General features: G+C 63.0%; 15 protein-coding genes. 7 read left to right on the top strand and 8 right to left on the bottom strand.

Annotated elements, in window-relative coordinates; all coding sequences use genetic code 11:
• Nucleotides 1–204: 204 nt before the first annotated feature.
• The gene (gene argF, locus B0G75_RS34030) at nucleotides 205–1,134 is read right to left on the bottom strand and encodes an ornithine carbamoyltransferase (RefSeq protein ID WP_095418379.1); all 930 of its coding nucleotides are present in this window, start codon (nucleotides 1,132–1,134) and stop codon (nucleotides 205–207) included.
• 439 nt (nucleotides 1,135–1,573) lie between these two features.
• On the opposite strand from argF, the gene B0G75_RS34025 reads away from it, so the two are divergent.
• Nucleotides 1,574–1,918: a DUF3579 domain-containing protein gene (locus B0G75_RS34025; RefSeq protein ID WP_106314211.1), complete on the top strand. Its 345-nt coding sequence runs from the start codon at nucleotides 1,574–1,576 to the stop codon at nucleotides 1,916–1,918.
• A 195-nt stretch (nucleotides 1,919–2,113) separates the two neighbouring features.
• Here the strand turns inward: B0G75_RS34025 and rpsT are convergent, their stop codons facing one another.
• Nucleotides 2,114–2,392, bottom strand: coding sequence for a 30S ribosomal protein S20 (gene rpsT, locus B0G75_RS34020; RefSeq protein ID WP_012434165.1), 279 nt, complete (start codon nucleotides 2,390–2,392; stop codon nucleotides 2,114–2,116).
• Nucleotides 2,393–2,907: 515 nt separating this feature from the next.
• Between rpsT and murJ the strand changes: the two genes are divergently transcribed.
• Together murJ and B0G75_RS34010 are read left to right on the top strand one after the other, a co-directional pair.
• Nucleotides 2,908–4,458, top strand: a complete 1,551-nt coding sequence (gene murJ / locus B0G75_RS34015; protein WP_106314210.1) for a murein biosynthesis integral membrane protein MurJ — start codon at nucleotides 2,908–2,910, stop codon at nucleotides 4,456–4,458.
• A gap of 5 nt (nucleotides 4,459–4,463) precedes the next feature.
• On the top strand, nucleotides 4,464–5,306 hold the full coding sequence (locus B0G75_RS34010) for a SirB1 family protein (RefSeq protein WP_012434163.1): 843 nt from the start codon (nucleotides 4,464–4,466) through the stop codon (nucleotides 5,304–5,306).
• Between the two features lie 123 nt (nucleotides 5,307–5,429).
• Here B0G75_RS34010 and B0G75_RS34005 read toward each other — a convergent pair whose 3' ends face one another.
• The 5 genes from B0G75_RS34005 to lpxK all read right to left on the bottom strand — a co-directional run bounded on the left by B0G75_RS34005 (nucleotide 5,430) and on the right by lpxK (nucleotide 9,485).
• Nucleotides 5,430–6,188, bottom strand: a complete 759-nt coding sequence (locus B0G75_RS34005; protein WP_106314209.1) for a 3-hydroxyacyl-CoA dehydrogenase — start codon at nucleotides 6,186–6,188, stop codon at nucleotides 5,430–5,432.
• A gap of 272 nt (nucleotides 6,189–6,460) precedes the next feature.
• Entirely contained in the window at nucleotides 6,461–7,126 is a 666-nt protein-coding gene (gene adk, locus B0G75_RS34000) for an adenylate kinase (RefSeq protein ID WP_106314208.1), read from the bottom strand.
• A gap of 208 nt (nucleotides 7,127–7,334) precedes the next feature.
• Nucleotides 7,335–8,135 (bottom strand): 3-deoxy-manno-octulosonate cytidylyltransferase, encoded by an 801-nt coding sequence (kdsB, locus tag B0G75_RS33995; protein ID WP_106314207.1) that lies wholly within the window; start codon nucleotides 8,133–8,135, stop codon nucleotides 7,335–7,337.
• A 149-nt stretch (nucleotides 8,136–8,284) separates the two neighbouring features.
• Nucleotides 8,285–8,488 carry a Trm112 family protein gene (locus B0G75_RS33990; protein ID WP_007180583.1) on the bottom strand — a complete coding sequence of 68 codons (204 nt, stop codon included), beginning with the start codon at nucleotides 8,486–8,488 and terminating at the stop codon, nucleotides 8,285–8,287.
• Nucleotides 8,469–9,485 (bottom strand): tetraacyldisaccharide 4'-kinase, encoded by a 1,017-nt coding sequence (gene lpxK, locus B0G75_RS33985; RefSeq protein WP_106314256.1) that lies wholly within the window; start codon nucleotides 9,483–9,485, stop codon nucleotides 8,469–8,471. Before lpxK ends, B0G75_RS33990 begins: the two co-directional genes overlap by 20 nt.
• Nucleotides 9,486–10,052: 567 nt before the next feature.
• Between lpxK and xseA the strand changes: the two genes are divergently transcribed.
• From xseA to B0G75_RS33965, 4 genes are all read left to right on the top strand, one after another.
• A complete protein-coding gene (gene xseA / locus B0G75_RS33980; protein WP_106314206.1) occupies nucleotides 10,053–11,432 on the top strand; it encodes an exodeoxyribonuclease VII large subunit in 1,380 nt (459 codons plus the stop codon).
• 219 nt (nucleotides 11,433–11,651) lie between these two features.
• The gene (gene sodB / locus B0G75_RS33975; RefSeq protein ID WP_106314205.1) at nucleotides 11,652–12,230 is read left to right on the top strand and encodes a superoxide dismutase [Fe]; all 579 of its coding nucleotides are present in this window, start codon (nucleotides 11,652–11,654) and stop codon (nucleotides 12,228–12,230) included.
• Between the two features lie 392 nt (nucleotides 12,231–12,622).
• Entirely contained in the window at nucleotides 12,623–13,198 is a 576-nt protein-coding gene (locus B0G75_RS33970; protein ID WP_106314204.1) for a YMGG-like glycine zipper-containing protein, read from the top strand.
• A 260-nt stretch (nucleotides 13,199–13,458) separates the two neighbouring features.
• Nucleotides 13,459–15,258, top strand: coding sequence for a pyrrolo-quinoline quinone (locus tag B0G75_RS33965; protein ID WP_106314203.1), 1,800 nt, complete (start codon nucleotides 13,459–13,461; stop codon nucleotides 15,256–15,258).
• 94 nt (nucleotides 15,259–15,352) lie between these two features.
• On the opposite strand, the gene B0G75_RS33960 is transcribed toward B0G75_RS33965, so the two are convergent.
• Entirely contained in the window at nucleotides 15,353–16,789 is a 1,437-nt protein-coding gene (locus B0G75_RS33960; protein WP_106314202.1) for an NYN domain-containing protein, read from the bottom strand.
• Nucleotides 16,790–17,022: the final 233 nt, after the last annotated feature.

Here is a 17,022-nt window from a genome sequence, read left to right as displayed (position 1 = left end):
CGGAAAACCACTATTTTGACACTAAACCGCAGGCTGCCCGCGTTTTTGGGGCGTTGCGGTGTTGAAGCCGGGTCCGCTTACGGCCGGTCGCGGCCGTGGACGCCGGCTCGATGCGTGGCGCGAAACGTGGATGCCTTGCCTCGTATTCAAGGCCCCGTCGCGCTTCCCGCAGATGCTGCTCAACTTGCTGACTGGGTGGCTCGCTCAGTGATTCAGCTTGCCGAGCAGCAGGTATTCCATCAAGGCCTTTTGCACATGCAGACGATTTTCCGCCTCGTCCCACACGACGCTTTGCGGGCCGTCGATCACTTCCGCGCTGACTTCCTCGCCGCGATGGGCGGGCAGGCAGTGCATGAAGAGCGCATCCGGATTGGCGCGCGCCATCATGTCGGCGTCGACGCACCAGTCGGCGAAGGCTTTCTTGCGCGCTTCGTTTTCGGCTTCGAAGCCCATGCTGGTCCAGACGTCGGTGGTGACGAGGTCCGCGCCGGCGCAGGCCTCGTTCGGATCGTCGAATTCTTCGTAGAACGGTGCGCTCTCGGCAGCGACCATGGCACGGTCGAGCTTGTAGCCCGGCGGCGTGGAAAGGCGCAGCTTGAAGCCGAGAATCTGCGCGGCTTCGATCCACGTGTACAGCATGTTGTTGGCGTCGCCGACCCACGCAACGGTCTTGCCGCGAATCGGGCCGCGATGCTCGAAGTACGTGAAGATGTCCGCCAGCACCTGGCACGGGTGATATTCGTTGGTCAGTCCGTTGATCACCGGCACGCGCGAATTCTCGGAAAAGCGCTGGAGAATATCCTGGCCGAACGTGCGGATCATGATGATGTCGACCATGCGCGAGATCACTTGCGCGGCGTCTTCGATCGGTTCGCCACGGCCGAGCTGCGTGTCACGCGTGCTCATGAAAACGGCGTGGCCGCCCAACTGGAAGATGCCGGCTTCGAACGACAGGCGCGTGCGTGTCGAATTTTTTTCGAAGATCATCGCCAGCGTGCGATCGTGCAGCGGATGGTAAGTCTCGTAGTTCTTGAATTTGCGTTTCAGAATGCGCGCGCGTTCCAGCACGTACTCGTAGTCTTCCAGCGAGAAATCCTTGAACTGCAGGTAGTGGCGAATTTTCTTGGCGGTCATGAAACAAATACGGCGGTCTCACCCGGCAGGATTGCCGGACGGCGCCGCCGTCGTTTGTGGTAACTCAATGCAGCATAAAGGATTTCGCCCGGTTTGACGAGTCGGCCAAAAGGCTGGGCAAGCTGTCTGAAAGCCTAATGGAACCCTCAGACATGTCTTGTGTGCGCTGCGGAAAAGGGTCCGCTGCGCTATAATCTACGGGTTATCCCAAAGCCCAGCAGGCCGGTATTCCGCTTGGCCAGCCTTGGCTCGCGCGGTTCGGAACGACCTGCTCGCGGTGCGCCGTCATGACGAGCGCGAGAGCAACTTAGCCGGCTCTTCGCGGTTCTGGTGGTGTGGTTCGCCATCGCGGCATGGTCGGCGAGTTCCAGGCAATTCAGAGCCGTTGCGCCGTCCGTTTTGCCGCCACCCCGCTGGGCAGTCACACAGGTATTCCTACATGGCCGAAGCAGCTCCAACCGAATATTTCATTCAGGGCATCACGTCGAAGGGAAAAAAGTTTCGGCCGAGCGACTGGTCGGAGCGTCTCGCAGGCGTCATGGCCTGCTTCGGCCCCGGCGCAAGGAAGGGGCCGAACGCTTATATGCAGTACTCGTTGTATGTCCGGCCGACCATGATCGGCGACCTCAAGTGCGTGATTCTCGATTCGCGTTTGCGCGACATCGAACCCATGGCTTTCGACTTCGTCCTCAACTTTGCTAAAGACAACGACCTCGTCGTGACGGAGGCGTGCGAGCTGCAACTCGAGCACGCCACGCCGCAAGAGAAAAGGCACGTGATCTAGCGCGAAGCTGCTGGATCGGCAAAAGAAAAAACCCGCTGGCAGCGGGTTTTTTTTACGCTCTGTCCGTCAGTCGTGAGCGCGACGAGCTATGCGATACAGTGCGGATCTGTCGGTCCGAAGCAAAAAAGCCCGCCGAGGCGGGCCTTTCTGTGCAGCGGAAACAGGAGGTAGCCCACCGAAGCGGGCTGACCGGAATTACTGCGCTGCGGACGCTTGCAGACCCTTGATGGCTGCAGCGAGGCGGCTCTTATGGCGAGCTGCCTTGTTCTTGTGAACGATGTTCTTGTCGGCGATGATGTCGATGGTCTTCGACGATGCCTGGAAGATCTCAGCGGCCTTAGCCTTGTCGCCGGCGTCGATCGCCTTGCGGACAGCCTTGATAGCCGTGCGGAACTTCGAGCGCAGTGCCGAGTTATGCGAGTTTGCCTTGGCGGCCTGGCGGGCGCGCTTGCGTGCTTGTGCGGAGTTAGCCATGACGGTTCCTTATCCTGTTCCTGTTTCCAGTACCTGACCTTCAAGTGGTGAGGTGCTGCTTTTAGATCGAACTCTTGGAAGCGATTGCCCAAGAGCGCAAAAGTGTCGAAAAAAATCGATCGGACTACGCGAAGGCAGGCCTGTGTTTTCGGGGTGTGCGAAGGTCCTGGCAGGCGCTGTGGCGCCGCTCCAAACCCCGTCCGAAAATTGAGCGAGCTTCGAAACCGGCGATTATAGCAACAAAATCAGGCACGTGGCAACGGGAAAGCGCCAATAAGGCCTGCCGCCCTGTTACGCAAAGTCCGGCGCCCATTTGGTAGCCATATAGGGCAAGCGTGACGCAGCCCGGCCGGAAAGTGGAGGCGGGGCGTGTCCGGCGGGTCCAGAACCGCCCGGCCGCGCTACAAAAAAACGCGCCGACTCGCTTATCCGATCGAACGTCCGCGCGGCAAATCGGTCCGAATCGCGTTCCGGCTCGTCGTCCGCACTCGCGGCACCCGTATAATAAGCGCCCCATGAATCTATTCCGAGCCCTGCTGACGGTCAGCGGCTTCACGCTGCTGTCGCGCGTGACCGGACTGGCCCGCGAAACGCTGATCGCACGCGCGTTCGGCGCCAGTCAATACACTGACGCGTTTTACGTCGCCTTCCGCATTCCGAACCTGCTGCGCCGCATCTCCGCCGAAGGCGCGTTCTCGCAGGCCTTCGTGCCGATCCTCGCGGAGTTCAAGAACCAGCAAGGTCACGACGCCACCAAAGCGCTGGTCGACGCCACCTCGACGGTGCTCGCCTGGGCGCTCGCGATCCTCTCGCTGATCGGCGTCGTCGGCGCGTCGGGCGTGGTGTTCATCGTCGCCTCGGGCCTCGCGCACGAAGGTCAGGCGTACGCCCTCGCGGTGACCATGACGCGCATCATGTTCCCGTACATCATTTTCATCTCGCTGACGTCGCTGGCATCAGGCGTGCTGAATACGTACAAGAACTTTTCGCTGCCCGCGTTCGCGCCGGTTCTGCTGAACGTCGCCTTCATCGTCGCCGCGGTGTTCGTTGCGCCGCGTCTGCAAACGCCGGTCTATGCGCTGGCGTGGGCCGTGATCGCCGGTGGCGTGCTGCAATTCCTCGTGCAGCTGCCGGGTCTGAAGAAGATCGACATGATTCCGCGCATCGGATTGAATCCGGTGAAAGCGCTCGCGCATCGCGGCGTCAAGCGCGTGCTGTCGAAGATGGTGCCCGCGATGTTCGCCGTCTCGGTCGCGCAGATCAGCCTGATCATCAACACGAATATCGCGTCGCGCATCGGGCCGGGCGCCGTGTCGTGGATCAATTACGCCGACCGGCTGATGGAGTTTCCGACCGCACTGCTGGGCGTCGCGCTCGGCACAATCCTGCTGCCGAGTCTTTCCAAAGCGCACGTCGACGCCGACCCGCACGAGTATTCGTCGCTGCTCGACTGGGGCTTGCGCGTCACCTTCCTACTGGCCGCGCCGAGCGCCGTCGCGCTGTTTTTCTTCGCGCAGCCGCTGACGGCCACGCTGTTCCACTACGGCAAGTTCGACGGCAATTCGGTGGTGATGGTCGCCCGCGCGTTGTCGGCGTATGGCGTCGGCCTGATCGGCCTGATTCTCATCAAGATCCTCGCACCGGGTTTCTACGCGAAGCAGGACATCAAGACGCCGGTGAAGATCGGCGTCGGCGTGCTGATCCTCACGCAGCTGAGCAACTATGTGTTCGTGCCGATCTTCGCGCATGCCGGTTTGACGCTGAGTGTCGGGCTCGGCGCTTGCGGTAATGCGTTGCTACTGTTTCTCGGGCTGCGCAAGCGTGGCATTTATACGCCGTCGAGCGGCTGGCTCAAATTCTTCGTGCAGTTGTTCGGCGCCTGTCTGGTGCTGGCCGGCACGATGCATTGGCTGGCCATCAGCTTCGACTGGATCGGCATGCACAGCCGCCCGGTCGACCGCATGGTGCTGCTCGCGGCGTGCCTCGTGCTGTTCGCCGCGCTATATTTCGGTATGCTTTGGCTGATGGGCTTCAAGTACGCGTATTTCAAAAGGCGAGTGAAGTGATCACGATGACGCGGGTTCTCGACTATTTCAGCACGCTCGTCGCCGAAGATGAGAGTCTTCCGCTGACCGAGGCGGCGCTCTCGCTCGCGCAGGACGCCTATCCCGATCTCGATCTGCAAGGCACGCTCGCCGAGATCGACGAACTCGTGGTGCGCTTGCAGCGACGCATGCCGGACGACGCCGACATCAAGCAGAAGGTCGGTATTCTGAACCGGTTTTTCTTTCGCGAACTGGGCTTCGCCAGCAATCTCAACGACTATTACGACCCCGACAACAGCCATCTGAACGCCGTGCTCAAACGTCGCCGCGGCATTCCGATTTCGCTGGCGGTGCTGTATCTGGAAATGGCCGAGCAGATCGGCGTGCCGGTACGCGGCGTGTCGTTTCCCGGCCACTTCCTCTTACGCGTGACCACGCCAGACGGCGACGTGATGCTGGATCCGACCAGCGGCCACTCGCTGTCCGAATCCGAGATGGTGGAAATGTTGGAGCCGTACGTGGCGTCGGCGGGCGAATCCGTGAGCAGGGCGCTGCGCATGCTGCTGCAACCGGCCACGCGCCGCGAGATCATCGCGCGTATGCTGCGCAATCTGAAGTCCACGTATCTTCAGACGGAACGCTGGCAGCGTCTGCTGGCGGTGCAGCAGCGTCTCGTGATCCTGCTGCCGGAAAGTATCGAAGAAGTGCGCGATCGCGGCTTCGCGTATGCACGGCTCGACTATTTGCGCCCCGCGCTCGAGGACCTCGAGCGTTATCTCGGCGACCGGCCGGATGCCGAGGACGCAACCGTGGTGGAATCGCAATTACACGAACTGCGTCAGCGTACTCAGCACGACGACCGCGAATAAAAGCGCGCCCGCGCAACGGGCATTGCAACCACGGCTCAAAACAAAACGCCTGCATATGAATGCTCATGTGCAGGCGTTTTCCTTTAGCGCGGCTGTTTGTGAAAGCGCGCGCTGTCTGCCAGCTTACTTCGGCTGCATCCGGATCGCGCCGTCCAGACGAATCACTTCGCCGTTGAGCATCGGATTGTCGAAGATCTGCTTGGCCAGCATCGCGTACTCGGCCGGCTTGCCGAGGCGCGGCGGGAACGGCACCATCGCGCCGAGGGCGTCCTGCACTTCCTGCGGCATGCCGAGCAGCATGGGCGTTTCGAAAATGCCCGGTGCGATTGTCATCACGCGGATCGCGTTGCGCGACAGGTCGCGTGCGATAGGCAGCGTCATGCCGGCCACGCCGGCCTTGGATGCCGCATAAGCCGCCTGGCCGATCTGACCGTCAAACGCGGCCACCGACGCCGTGTTGATGATCACGCCGCGCTCGCCATTCGCGTTCGGCTCGTTCTTCGACATGGCGGCGGCGGCGAGCCGGACCATGTTGAAGGTGCCGATCAGATTGATCGAGATGGTGCGCGCGAACGCGTCGAGCGGATGGGGGCCGTCCTTGCCGACTGTTTTGACGGCCGGCGCGACGCCCGCGCAATTGACCAGACCGCGCAGCGTGCCGAGCTTGGTGGCGGCTTCAACGGCCTGGATGGCGTCGTCTTCGCGGCTCACGTCGCATTTGACGAACACACCGCCGAGTTCCTTGGCGAGCGCTTCGCCGGCATCCACGTTCAGGTCGGCGAGCACCACTTTGCCGCCGTTTTCGACGAACAGGCGTGCCGTGGCTGCGCCCAGTCCCGATGCACCGCCGGTGATCAGGAAAACGTTGTCACGAATCTCCATGTCTTCTCCTTTGCTACGGTTCAGTAATGTCTGGATCGAATATTTTTTCGATGAACGATTGTAACGGCTATGCTGCGATGCGGAAAGCGTAGCGGGCGGGCGGCGAATTGGCTCGCTGGCGGCGTGCAGGCAGAGCAAATCGCTACGGATGGCTAATTAATACCAAGTGCGGGCACGGAGAAATCGTTCACTGTACTCGAACCATTCGCTGCATAAAAAAACCCGCCGGCAAGGGCGGGTCTTTCCTGAAGCGAAGACAAACGGAAACGAGCTTACTTCAACGCCTCGAACGCGCGGTCACGAATTTCGTCGACGCTGCCGAGACCCGAAATGCGCCGATACTGCGGCGCGGCCAACGGAGTCGACGAATCGCCGTTCTTCGCCCAGGTGTTGTAGTACTCGATCAGCGGCTTGGTTTGCGCCTCGTACACTTCCAAGCGCTTCTTGACGGTTTCTTCCTTGTCGTCGTCGCGCTGGATCAGCGGTTCGCCAGTCACGTCGTCCACGCCTTCGACCTTCGGCGGATTGAACTTGACGTGATACGTACGGCCCGACGCGGCGTGCGAGCGGCGGCCGCTCATGCGCAAGATGATCTCGTCGAACGGCACGTCGATTTCCAGCACGTAGTCGATCGGAACGCCAGCCTGCTTCATGGCTTCAGCTTGCGGAATAGTGCGCGGAAAACCGTCGAACAGATAGCCGTTCGCGCAGTCCGGCTGCTGCAGACGCTCTTTCACCAGATTGATGATCAGCTCGTCCGTGACCAGCTCGCCGGCATCCATGAAGCGCTTCGCTTCGAGGCCGAGCGGCGTGCCGGCCTTGACGGCCGCGCGCAGCATGTCGCCAGTGGAAATCTGCGGAATGCCGAATTTTTCCTTGATGAAGTTTGCCTGAGTGCCCTTGCCCGCGCCCGGTGCACCCAAAAGGATCAAACGCATGTGATATCTCCAGATCTATGTGAATTCTTTGGCGGCGCTGCGGACATCCCACGAAAAGCCGAGGGACCCGCATCGGCTGCCGTTCGGGTCTCGCGCTGCACGTGACGACGGCGCTGCAAGACGGTAACGGTGCGACCGGGCAAACCCTGGCTCTCGCGTGTAGCGGGAGGCGCGCACAACCGCCCGATTATGCCATGGGTTTTTACGCTCAAGACCCGAATAAAGCCTGCACACGCGCGAGATCGGCGGGTGTGTCCACGCCGGGCAGCGGCACCTCGTGCGTGACGAGCACGGCGATCCGCTCGCCGTGCCACATCGCGCGCAATTGTTCGAGTGCTTCGACCTGTTCGATCGGTGAAATCGCGAGGCTGGGGTACGTGCGCAGAAATTGCGCGCGATAGGCGTACAGCCCGATATGCCGATGAACCACCGCGGGCGCATGAGGCTCGGGCATCGACGCGACATTCGGCCAGTGCGGCTGGTAGGCGTCGCGTGCCCAGGGAATCGGCGCGCGCGAGAAGTACAGCGCGACGCCGCGCGCGTCGAGCACGACCTTGACCACGTTCGGGTTGAAAATTTCAGCGGGGTCGGTGATCGGATGCGCGGCGGTGGCGATCGCGCAGCCGTGGCTTGCCGCAAGGTGCGACGCAACGCCGCACACGAGCGCCGGATCAATCAGCGGTTCATCGCCCTGCACGTTGACCACGATCGTGTCGTCGCTCCAGCCGAACTGCGCCGCGACTTCCGCGAGACGGTCCGTGCCCGACGGATGGTCCGCGCGCGTCAACACGGCTTCGAAGCCGTGATCGCGGGCGGCGTCGAGCACCGCTTGCGCGTCCGAGGCGACCAGCACCTGCTGCGCGCCCGATTCGCGCGCGCGTTCGGCGACCCGCACCACCATCGGCTTGCCGCCGATGTCGGCGAGCGGCTTGTTGGGCAGACGCGTCGAGGCGAGCCGGGCCGGCACGACGGCGATAAACGGGGGAGTGGCGGTGTTGGGGTGGGTCATCGGCAGGACAGGTACAAAGACGGGCGGCGATGAAGCCGGAGGAAAGCGGCCGCGTATGCAGCGCGGCTGCGCACGGGCAAGACGACAAATGCGAAAAGCGCCGCGCCGCACGCCTCAAACACGGCCGCCGCGCGCGAGGGCGGTTTAGCTCAGGCCACGGAGCCCGGATTCAGATCGACCGGCGTGCCTTCCACGGTCTGCCGTGCTTCGTCGACCAGCATGACGGGAATGCCGTCACGGATCGGGTAGGCCAGCTTGTCCGCATTGCAGATCAGCTCCTGCGCGGCGCGATCGTAGCTGAGCGGGCCCTTGCAGATCGGGCAAACGAGAATTTCAAGCAGGCGAGCGTCCACGGACTTTCTCCACAACTAATGCAATGAGGCGATGATCGAGCGCGGCTTCGACTGGGACTACCCAGATGCGCGCGTCGTGCCAGGACCCTAATTTTACCGCATCCTTTTCCGTTATCAGGATGGCGTCGGCGTCCACATCGGTAAAAGGATTGCGCTCGAACGCGTAGTGATCCGGCAGCGCGCGGGTGGCGGGCGTGAGACCGGCGGCGCGCAGCGTGGCGAAAAAACGCTCCGGCGCGCCGATGCCGGCCGCGGCCAGCACCCGATCGCCGCTGAATTGCGCGAGCGGACGGCGCAACGCGGGATTGTCGAGATGCCAGGCGTCGGTGGGCGCGAGTTGCAGCGCGAAGGTATTCGGCCACGCCGGCAGCGTGCGTGCATACGGATCGTTGATGAGCGTCGCGTCGCGGCGGCGCGACAGCGGCTCGCGCAGCGGTCCGGCCGGCAGCAGGAAACCGTTGCCGCCGAGCCGGTGATCGAACACGACGAGTTCGGCGTCGCGTTTGAGCCGGTAATGCTGCAAGCCGTCGTCGCTCACGATCACATCGACTTCGCGGTGCGCGGCGCACAGCGCTTGCGCAGCCGCCACGCGATCCGGACAGACCCATACCGGCGCGCCGGTGCGGCGCGCGATCAGAAGCGGCTCGTCGCCGCCGACACTTGCCGCCGAGGTCGGTGTGACGCGCGTCGGCGATTTCACGCGCGCGCCGTAGCCGCGCGACACGACGCCGGGTTTAAAGCCCGCGGCCCGTAACGCCTCGACCAGTGCGATCACGGTCGGCGTCTTGCCGGTGCCACCGACGGTCACATTACCGACCACCACCACGGGCACTCCGACGCGGACCGATTTCAACCAGCCGAACGAAAAGGCGGCGCGGCGCGCGGCGGCAATTGCGCCGAACACGCAGGCGAGCGGCGACAGCGCCCAGGCGAGCGGCCCACGCTGCTGCCATTCGCGCGCGAGGCGTGCCTCGAGACGGTTGCTGACGTCGCTCATGGGCACGTCGCGCAAACGACCGGCGCGCCGTTCGGGCAAAGCCAGCCGGACGGCGGCGTGGAGGAGCTAGGCGCAATACGCGGGGCAAGCATCAACGCGGTTCTCCGGACTATCGAAAGTGAGGCGAAAAATGAATCTGGGCGGCATTGCGGCGCACTTGCGCAGTGTGCCGCAATGCTGGCGCCGCGGGGCGTTCGGCATGCCGTCGAACCCGCCACTCTAGCGCGCTGGCGTCCCGCCCGGCAAGTCGCGCGCCCTGCGCCGCGCGACGAAATAGCGCTTCACGCGCGGCTCGCAGCCTGTGGATAACTTTGTGGAGAACCTGCCGTCCGATGGACGGAGAGGGCCGTTCCATGCGCCCGGTATCGGCAATCATTCTCTTTAGTGAGACGTAAACGCCATATAAATCAACGACATGCCTGGAATTCATGCGGCGCGGCGGGCGATCTGGCGGGATCTGTCTGGCGGGTCCCGCCATGTGGACACTTTTAACAATTCGAGCGCCGCGCTGGACGGCGATGGCCGGTCGGTCTATCGTCTGTCCGGCCAGCCACACTTATTCCTCGCATGAATCCCGAAAGCCCTTTTTCCTCGTCGGCTACGCCCGGCGGTGAAGTCGTCGTTCCCGTTTCGGCGCTCAATCGCGCGATCGGCACGATGCTCGAACGTTCGTTTCCTCTCGTCTGGGTTGCCGGCGAAGTGTCGAACTTCACGCGCGCCGCGAGCGGTCATTGGTATTTCTCGATCAAGGACGCGCAAGCGCAGATGCGCTGCGTGATGTTCCGCGGGCGGGCGCAATACGCCGAATTCACCCCGCGCGAGGGCGACCGCATCGAAGTGCGCGCGCTGGTGACGATGTACGAGCCGCGCGGCGAACTGCAGTTGAATGTGGAAGCGGTGCGGCGCACCGGACAAGGGCGTCTCTACGAAGCGTTCCTCCGGCTGAAAGCGCAGCTCGAAGCCGAGGGTCTCTTTGCCGCCGAACGCAAACGCGCGCTGCCGTCGCATCCGCGTTCGATCGGCATCGTCACGTCGTTGCAGGCCGCGGCGTTGCGCGACGTCCTGACCACGCTGTCGCGGCGCGCCCCGCACATTCCGGTGATCGTCTATCCAGCGCCGGTGCAGGGCGTCGGCGTGAGCAGCAAGCTCGCGGCGATGGTCGACGCCGCCAACGCACGGCGCGAGGTCGACGTGCTGATCGTGTGCCGCGGCGGCGGCTCGATCGAAGACCTGTGGGCGTTCAACGAAGAAGTGTTGGCGCGCGCGATCGCGGAAAGCGCGATCCCCGTGGTGAGCGGCGTGGGCCACGAAACCGATTTCACGATCGCCGATTTCGCCGCGGACGTGCGCGCGCCGACACCGACCGGCGCCGCCGAACTCGTCAGTCCGCAGCGCGTGCTGCTGTTGCGCGAACTCGACCATCGTCACGCGACGCTCGCGCGCGGTTTCGGCCGCATGATGGAGCGGCGTGCCCAGCAACTCGACTGGCTCGCGCGCCGGCTGGTGTCGCCGGCCGAGCGGCTTGCGCGGCAACGCACGCATTTGCAGCAATTGAGCGTGCGGCTCGCTTCGGCGGGCGCGCGTCCGGCGCGTGACGCGCGAGCGCGGTTTTCGCTGCTGCAGATGCGCTGGCAGCGCTGGCGGCCGGATCTCGCCGGGCATCAGTCGAAACTCGACAATCTTTCGCAACGTTTGGACGCGGCTTTATTGCGTCAGCACGAACGTCAGACCGCGCGCATCGACACGCTCGCCGCACGTCTCGAAGTGCTGAGTCCGCAGCGTACGCTGGAGCGTGGTTACGCTGCCGTGCTCGACGCCCAGAGCGGGCGAGCGGTGCGCGCGCCGTCGTCGTTGAAGCCGGGGCGGCGCCTCACGGTGCATCTCGCGGAGGGCGCCGCGGACATCGCGCTGGCCGATGTGCAACCACGTCTGACCGACGGTTTCTGACACTTCACCAACGGCATCCGCTGCCGTACTTTTGACTGTAGGGAGGGTGGGGCACACTGCGTGCACAAGCATTAATTACGCTATGAACGCGGCATGTTCGCCGATGCCAGGCATAAAGTCCGTTGGTTTGCGGGGTTATTCCAACTCGCCTACAATCGAGTGCTCAAAAGCGTTATCCGCAGCCTCCCCCACAACAGATACAGACAGAAGGAAAGCACCATGGAACATACGCTCCCGCCGCTGCCGTTCGCGAAAAACGCACTCGTTCCGCACATGTCGGAAGAGACGCTCGAATATCACTACGGCAAGCATCACCAGACCTATGTGACCAACCTGAACAATCTGATCAAGGGCACGGAGTTCGAGAACCTGTCGCTTGAAGAAATCGTCAAGAAGGCATCGGGCGGCGTGTTCAATAACGCAGCTCAAGTGTGGAACCACACGTTCTTCTGGAACAGCCTGTCGCCGCAAGGTGGCGGTGCGCCGACTGGCGCGCTCGCTGACGCGATCAACGCCAAGTGGGGTTCGTTCGACAAGTTCAAGGAAGAGTTCGCCAAGACCGCAGTCGGCACGTTCGGCTCGGGCTGGGCATGGCTGGTAAAGAAGGCCGACGGTTCGCTCGACCTGGTGTCGACGAGCAACGCCGCTACCCCGCTGACCACGGACGCGAAAGCACTGCTGACGATCGACGTGTGGGAACACGCTTACTACATCGACTATCGCAATGCGCGTCCGAAGTTCGTCGAAGCGTACTGGAACATCGCCAACTGGGAATTCGCGTCGAAGAACTTCGCGTGAGATTGCCGGTGAGTTTGAACTCGGCGCTTGAGGCTGGGTGATCCGGTCACGGCGTCGAGCGTCAGGCTTCGCAGCAGTTGCAGGAAGAAAAGCCCTCGCATGCGAGGGCTTTTCTTTTTCCTGGCGTGGTTGCAGTCGTGCAAAGGTGCGTCGAAGAGTCTCGACGGGTTTCGATGCGTCTCGTGCCAGAAATGCATAGGATTGCTTTTCACGCGACGCTGCGCTTGAATCTTTGTCACAGTTGGTAACGGTACCGCAGCTTCCAATCGGCATTCAGCCTGCCGACGGCCGGTCTGGATGCCGGCGGAGAAAATACGGTAACTATCTCGTAAACAAAGCGCTCGCAAATTGGCCTAACGTATGTTTCCCCCTATGAAGAAACGTGCGCCACCATGATCTCAAGTCCTAAATCGATACGCGTCGCACTGCCTGTGGCAGCGGTCGCACTGGCGCTCCTCGGCGGTTGCGCGGTGGTGCCGCCGAGCGCTCCTTCCATCGTCGCGCTACCGCGCAGCGGCGAGCCGCTCGATCAGTTCCAGCAAGACGACTACAACTGCCGCGACTACGCTTATCGCTCGACCAACGCGACCGGCGCCTCGCAGGCCGCGACCACGAACAGCGTCAATAGCGCGGCTCTTGGCACGCTAGGCGGTGCCGCTGTCGGGGCGCTGATTGGCGCGGCGGCGGGCAATGCCGGCGCGGGGGCGGCCATTGGCGCGGGCAGCGGTTTGCTGGTCGGCGGCGCCGCTGGCGCGAACGGCGCGCAGTATGCCGGCGGCAGCCTTCAGATGCAGTACGATGCGGCGTACGCGCAGTGCATGACGTCGAAGGGCAATACGATTTCGCAGCCGCAAATGCCGGTCTATGCGCCGCAGCCTGTGTACGCGCCGCAACCGGTATATGTTGCTCCGCCGCCGCGTTATTACGGGCCGCCGCCGGTAATGTATGCCCCCTATCCGTACTACTGATCGAATGCCGCCGAGCGTCCGCATTCACTGAATCGCGTCGCCGTCATGTATTGCCTCGTATGGCGGAGAGAGGCGACACGATGGCGATAAACGCCTTTGCAAACGGCGTACGGTTAATTAGCCGTATGGGCGATGAATGTATTCAGGGAGCGGGAGACGCGCGTGGCGGACTCCTCTCTTACGGCTCGCGACGCGAGTCACGGCGCGCACCGTTTGTTGTGCGGAGTTGACCGTCGCGTCGTTCAGGAGACGAGGCGAACATGCGAATCTCGCAAGCTGGCGTTGAGACTTCCGGGCTAGCCGCATGGACCCGTCGGGGCACGATAGTGGCGCTGATCGCCATCGCCTCGTGTTTTGCGTCGTGTGGCGGTGGTGGTTCGGGCGGCACGTCCGGGTCGGCGAGCGGGAGCGGAAGTAGCACGTCGGGCGGCTCAGGTTCAGGGGCGGGAAGCAGCGGTACGGGGTCGGGCACGGGCAGCGGTTCGACCACAGGCACAGGTACAGGTACAGGCACTGGAACGAACGGCACGGGCAACACGCCGTCAGCGGTGACGGCCTACGCCACCGATGTCCTCATGCATCACAACGATCTCGGCCGCACCGGTCAGATGCTCGCCGAGACCACGCTCACGCTGGCGAACGTCAATTCGGCGAGCTTCGGCAAAGTCGCGTTTCTTGCCGCGGACGGCAAAGTGGACGGACAGCCGCTCTTCGTCACCAGCCTGTCGATCGGCGGCACGGCGCACGACGTGGTGTACGTGGTCACCGAACACGATAGCGTCTACGCCTACGACGCCAACTCGTTCGCGCAACTCTGGAAGGTCTCGTTGATCGGCAGCGGCGAAGTGCCCAGCGACGACCACGGGTGCCCGGACATCACCCCCGAGATCGGCATTACGTCGACGCCGGTCATCGACCGCAGTCGCGGCACGAACGGCGTGCTGTATGCCGTCGCGATGACGAAGGACAGTGGCGGCGGCTACCATCACCGGCTGCACGCGCTCGATCTGGCGACCGGCGCCGAAGTGCTCGGCGGCCCGACGGAAATCGCGGCGACTTATCCGGGCAACGGCGCGGGCAGCGTCAACGGCGTGATTACCTTCAACCCGTCGCTGCATACGGAGCGCGCGGCACTCACGCTGGTCGGCGGCAACATCTATATGGGTTGGACCGCGCACTGCATGGGAGGCTCGTACACCGGCTGGATGATGGCCTATAGCGCCGACACGCTGAAACAGACGAGCGTGCTCAACATCACGCCGAACGGCAGTCAGGGCTCGATCTGGATGGCCGGCTCGGGCATGGCGTCGGACGGCACGTCGCTCTATGTCGTGGACGGCAACGGCACGTTCGGCACCACGCTGAATGCGGCGGGCTTTCCCGCGGACGGCGACTTCGGCGATTCCATGATGAAGCTTTCGTTGGGCAACCTGCAGGTCACCGACTATTTCGCGATGTCGGATGTGGTCACGCAAGCGGCCACCGACAACGACTTCGGCTCGGGCGGCGCGATGGTGTTGCCGGATCAGACCACGGCAGGTGGCGTGGTCAAGCATCTGGCGGTGGCGGCCGGCAAGGACAACCATATCTACGTCGTCGATCGCGATTCGATGGGCAAATTCAACCCGACGTCGAACAATATCTGGCAGGAGCTGATCGGTACGCTGGCGGGTGGCATCTGGGGATCGCCGGCTTACTACAACGGCGTGGTCTATTACGGCGGCCTGAACGACAACCTGAAGGCGTTGCCGGTCTCGGGGGCGTTTCTCGCGACGACTGCCGCGTCGAGGAGCCCGACCACGTTCCCGTATCCCGGGGCGACACCGGCCGTGTCGGCGAACGGCACGAGCAACGGGATTGTCTGGGCGGCGGAAAACGGCACGACCGGCGCTTTGCATGCCTATAACGCCGGCAATCTTGCGGTCGAGTTGTACAACAGCAATCAGGCCGGCACGCGCGATCAATGGGGCGCGGGCAACAAGTTCATCACGCCGATGATCGCGCGCGGGAAGGTGTATGTCGGCGCTACCAATGGCGTCGCGGTGTTCGGGTTGTTGTGAGCGAAAGCGATCGCGAAGGCTGTGTGTTTGCCGCTGCATTTGTGCAGCGGCACCCACGTCAGCGCCGCTACACGTCACGCCGAATGCATGACACTCACTCCGCGTCGCTCGTCGCGGCCGTCTTACGCGGACGACGACTGCGCGCCGCAGTTTTGCGCGCGGCCTTTTTTGCCGGCGCGGGCGTTTCTTCTGCTGCGGCAGTCGCGGCCGGTGACTCAGCAGGCGCTGCGATCTCCGGAATGTCGTCGATGCTTCGCGGCGCGGCTTTCTTCGCTTTCTTTGCAGCCGTCTTGCGTGGTGCGCGTTCGTTGCGGCGCTTGGATTGCCTCGCGCCTGTCTCCCGCTCGTCTGCCAGGCTCCCCGAGCCGTCCGGTTCCTCGGCCGTCACGGTTTCCGGCACCGCCGAAGGCGTTTCCGGCAGTTCAAAAGTGAACTGGGCATTTTCCGGCGTTTGCGCGTGCACTTCGCCCGTTCCAGGCTGAGCGCTGCCGCTCTGTTCGACGGCCGTACGCTCTTCGTGAACGGTCTCCTGCTGGCCGCGTCCCGCTTTGCGATTGCCTCGCCCCCGACGGCGCGACTCGTGTTTGCCGCCGGACTCGGCGATCACCGTTTCGGCGACCTGTGCCTCATACAACTGTTCCGCCGATTCGACGATTTCAGCAGGCTCGCCCGTGTTGTCGCCGGCCACATTCGCAGCCGTGCTCCGATAGACATACGCGCCCGACTTCTCGTCGCGGCCGAACTCGAGCAGCCCGCGAGCATGCGCTTCTTCGAGCAGATTGCCGAAAGCGCGAAAGCCGTAGTACGTCTCGTTGAAATCCGGCTTGCGGCGCTTGATTGCGTTCTTCAGCACCGACGCCCAGATTTTGCCGCTGTCGCCGCGTTCGGACGCGAGCGCGTCGAACGTTTGCACCGCGATCTCGACCGCCTTGGTGCGGCGTTTTTCGAGGTCTTCCTTGTTGCGGGTCTTCTCCTCGTCGGGCGCACGCTTAGCCGCCGGCTGGGCGGACTGTTGCGGGCGCGACGACTCGCGCTTGGCGACCGTGCGCTGACTCTCACGCACGAGGTCGTCATAAAAGAAGAACTCGTCGCAGTTCGCGATCAGCAGATCCGACGTGGATTGCTGCACGCCGACACCGATCACCTGCTTCGCGTTCTCACGCAGCTTCGACACCAGCGGCGAAAAATCCGAGTCGCCGCTGATGATCACGAACGTATTGACGTGCGATTTCGTGTAGCAGAGGTCGAGCGCGTCGACCACGAGCCGGATATCGGCGGAATTCTTGCCCGATTGGCGCACGTGGGGAATCTCGATCAATTCGAAATTGGCCTCGTGCATTGCGCCTTTGAAACTCTTGTAGCGATCCCAGTCGCAATACGCTTTCTTCACGACGATGCTGCCCTTGAGCAGCAAACGTTCGAGCACCAGCTTGATATCGAACTTGTCGTACTTCGCGTCGCGCACGCCGAGTGCGACGTTTTCGAAGTCGCAGAATAGCGCCATGCTGACGGTTTCGTTGGATGACGCCATGGTTTTCTCCCTTGAAACGATCGTCGAATTCGACGAATCGCGACCATGATAGCGATTCCAGCGGAGGTGATCAGCTTTTGTATTCCGGGCGCACCGATGCGCACGGCACGAACCCGCGACGGCGCGCGCTTCTTGTGACGTTCTCCAAGTTTTTTTTCAGGCCAGTCGACACTGCGCCTGAGCAGTTTCAGGATCGCAGCTCTACGGCGTTGATTAGCAGTGAATGCACCACG

Source organism: Paraburkholderia sp. BL18I3N2, assembly GCF_003001875.1.
GTDB classification, from domain to species: Bacteria; Pseudomonadota; Gammaproteobacteria; order Burkholderiales; family Burkholderiaceae; genus Paraburkholderia; species Paraburkholderia phytofirmans.
Note: the sequence above shows the minus strand (reverse complement) of the source record. Positions and strands in the feature narration are given on the sequence as shown.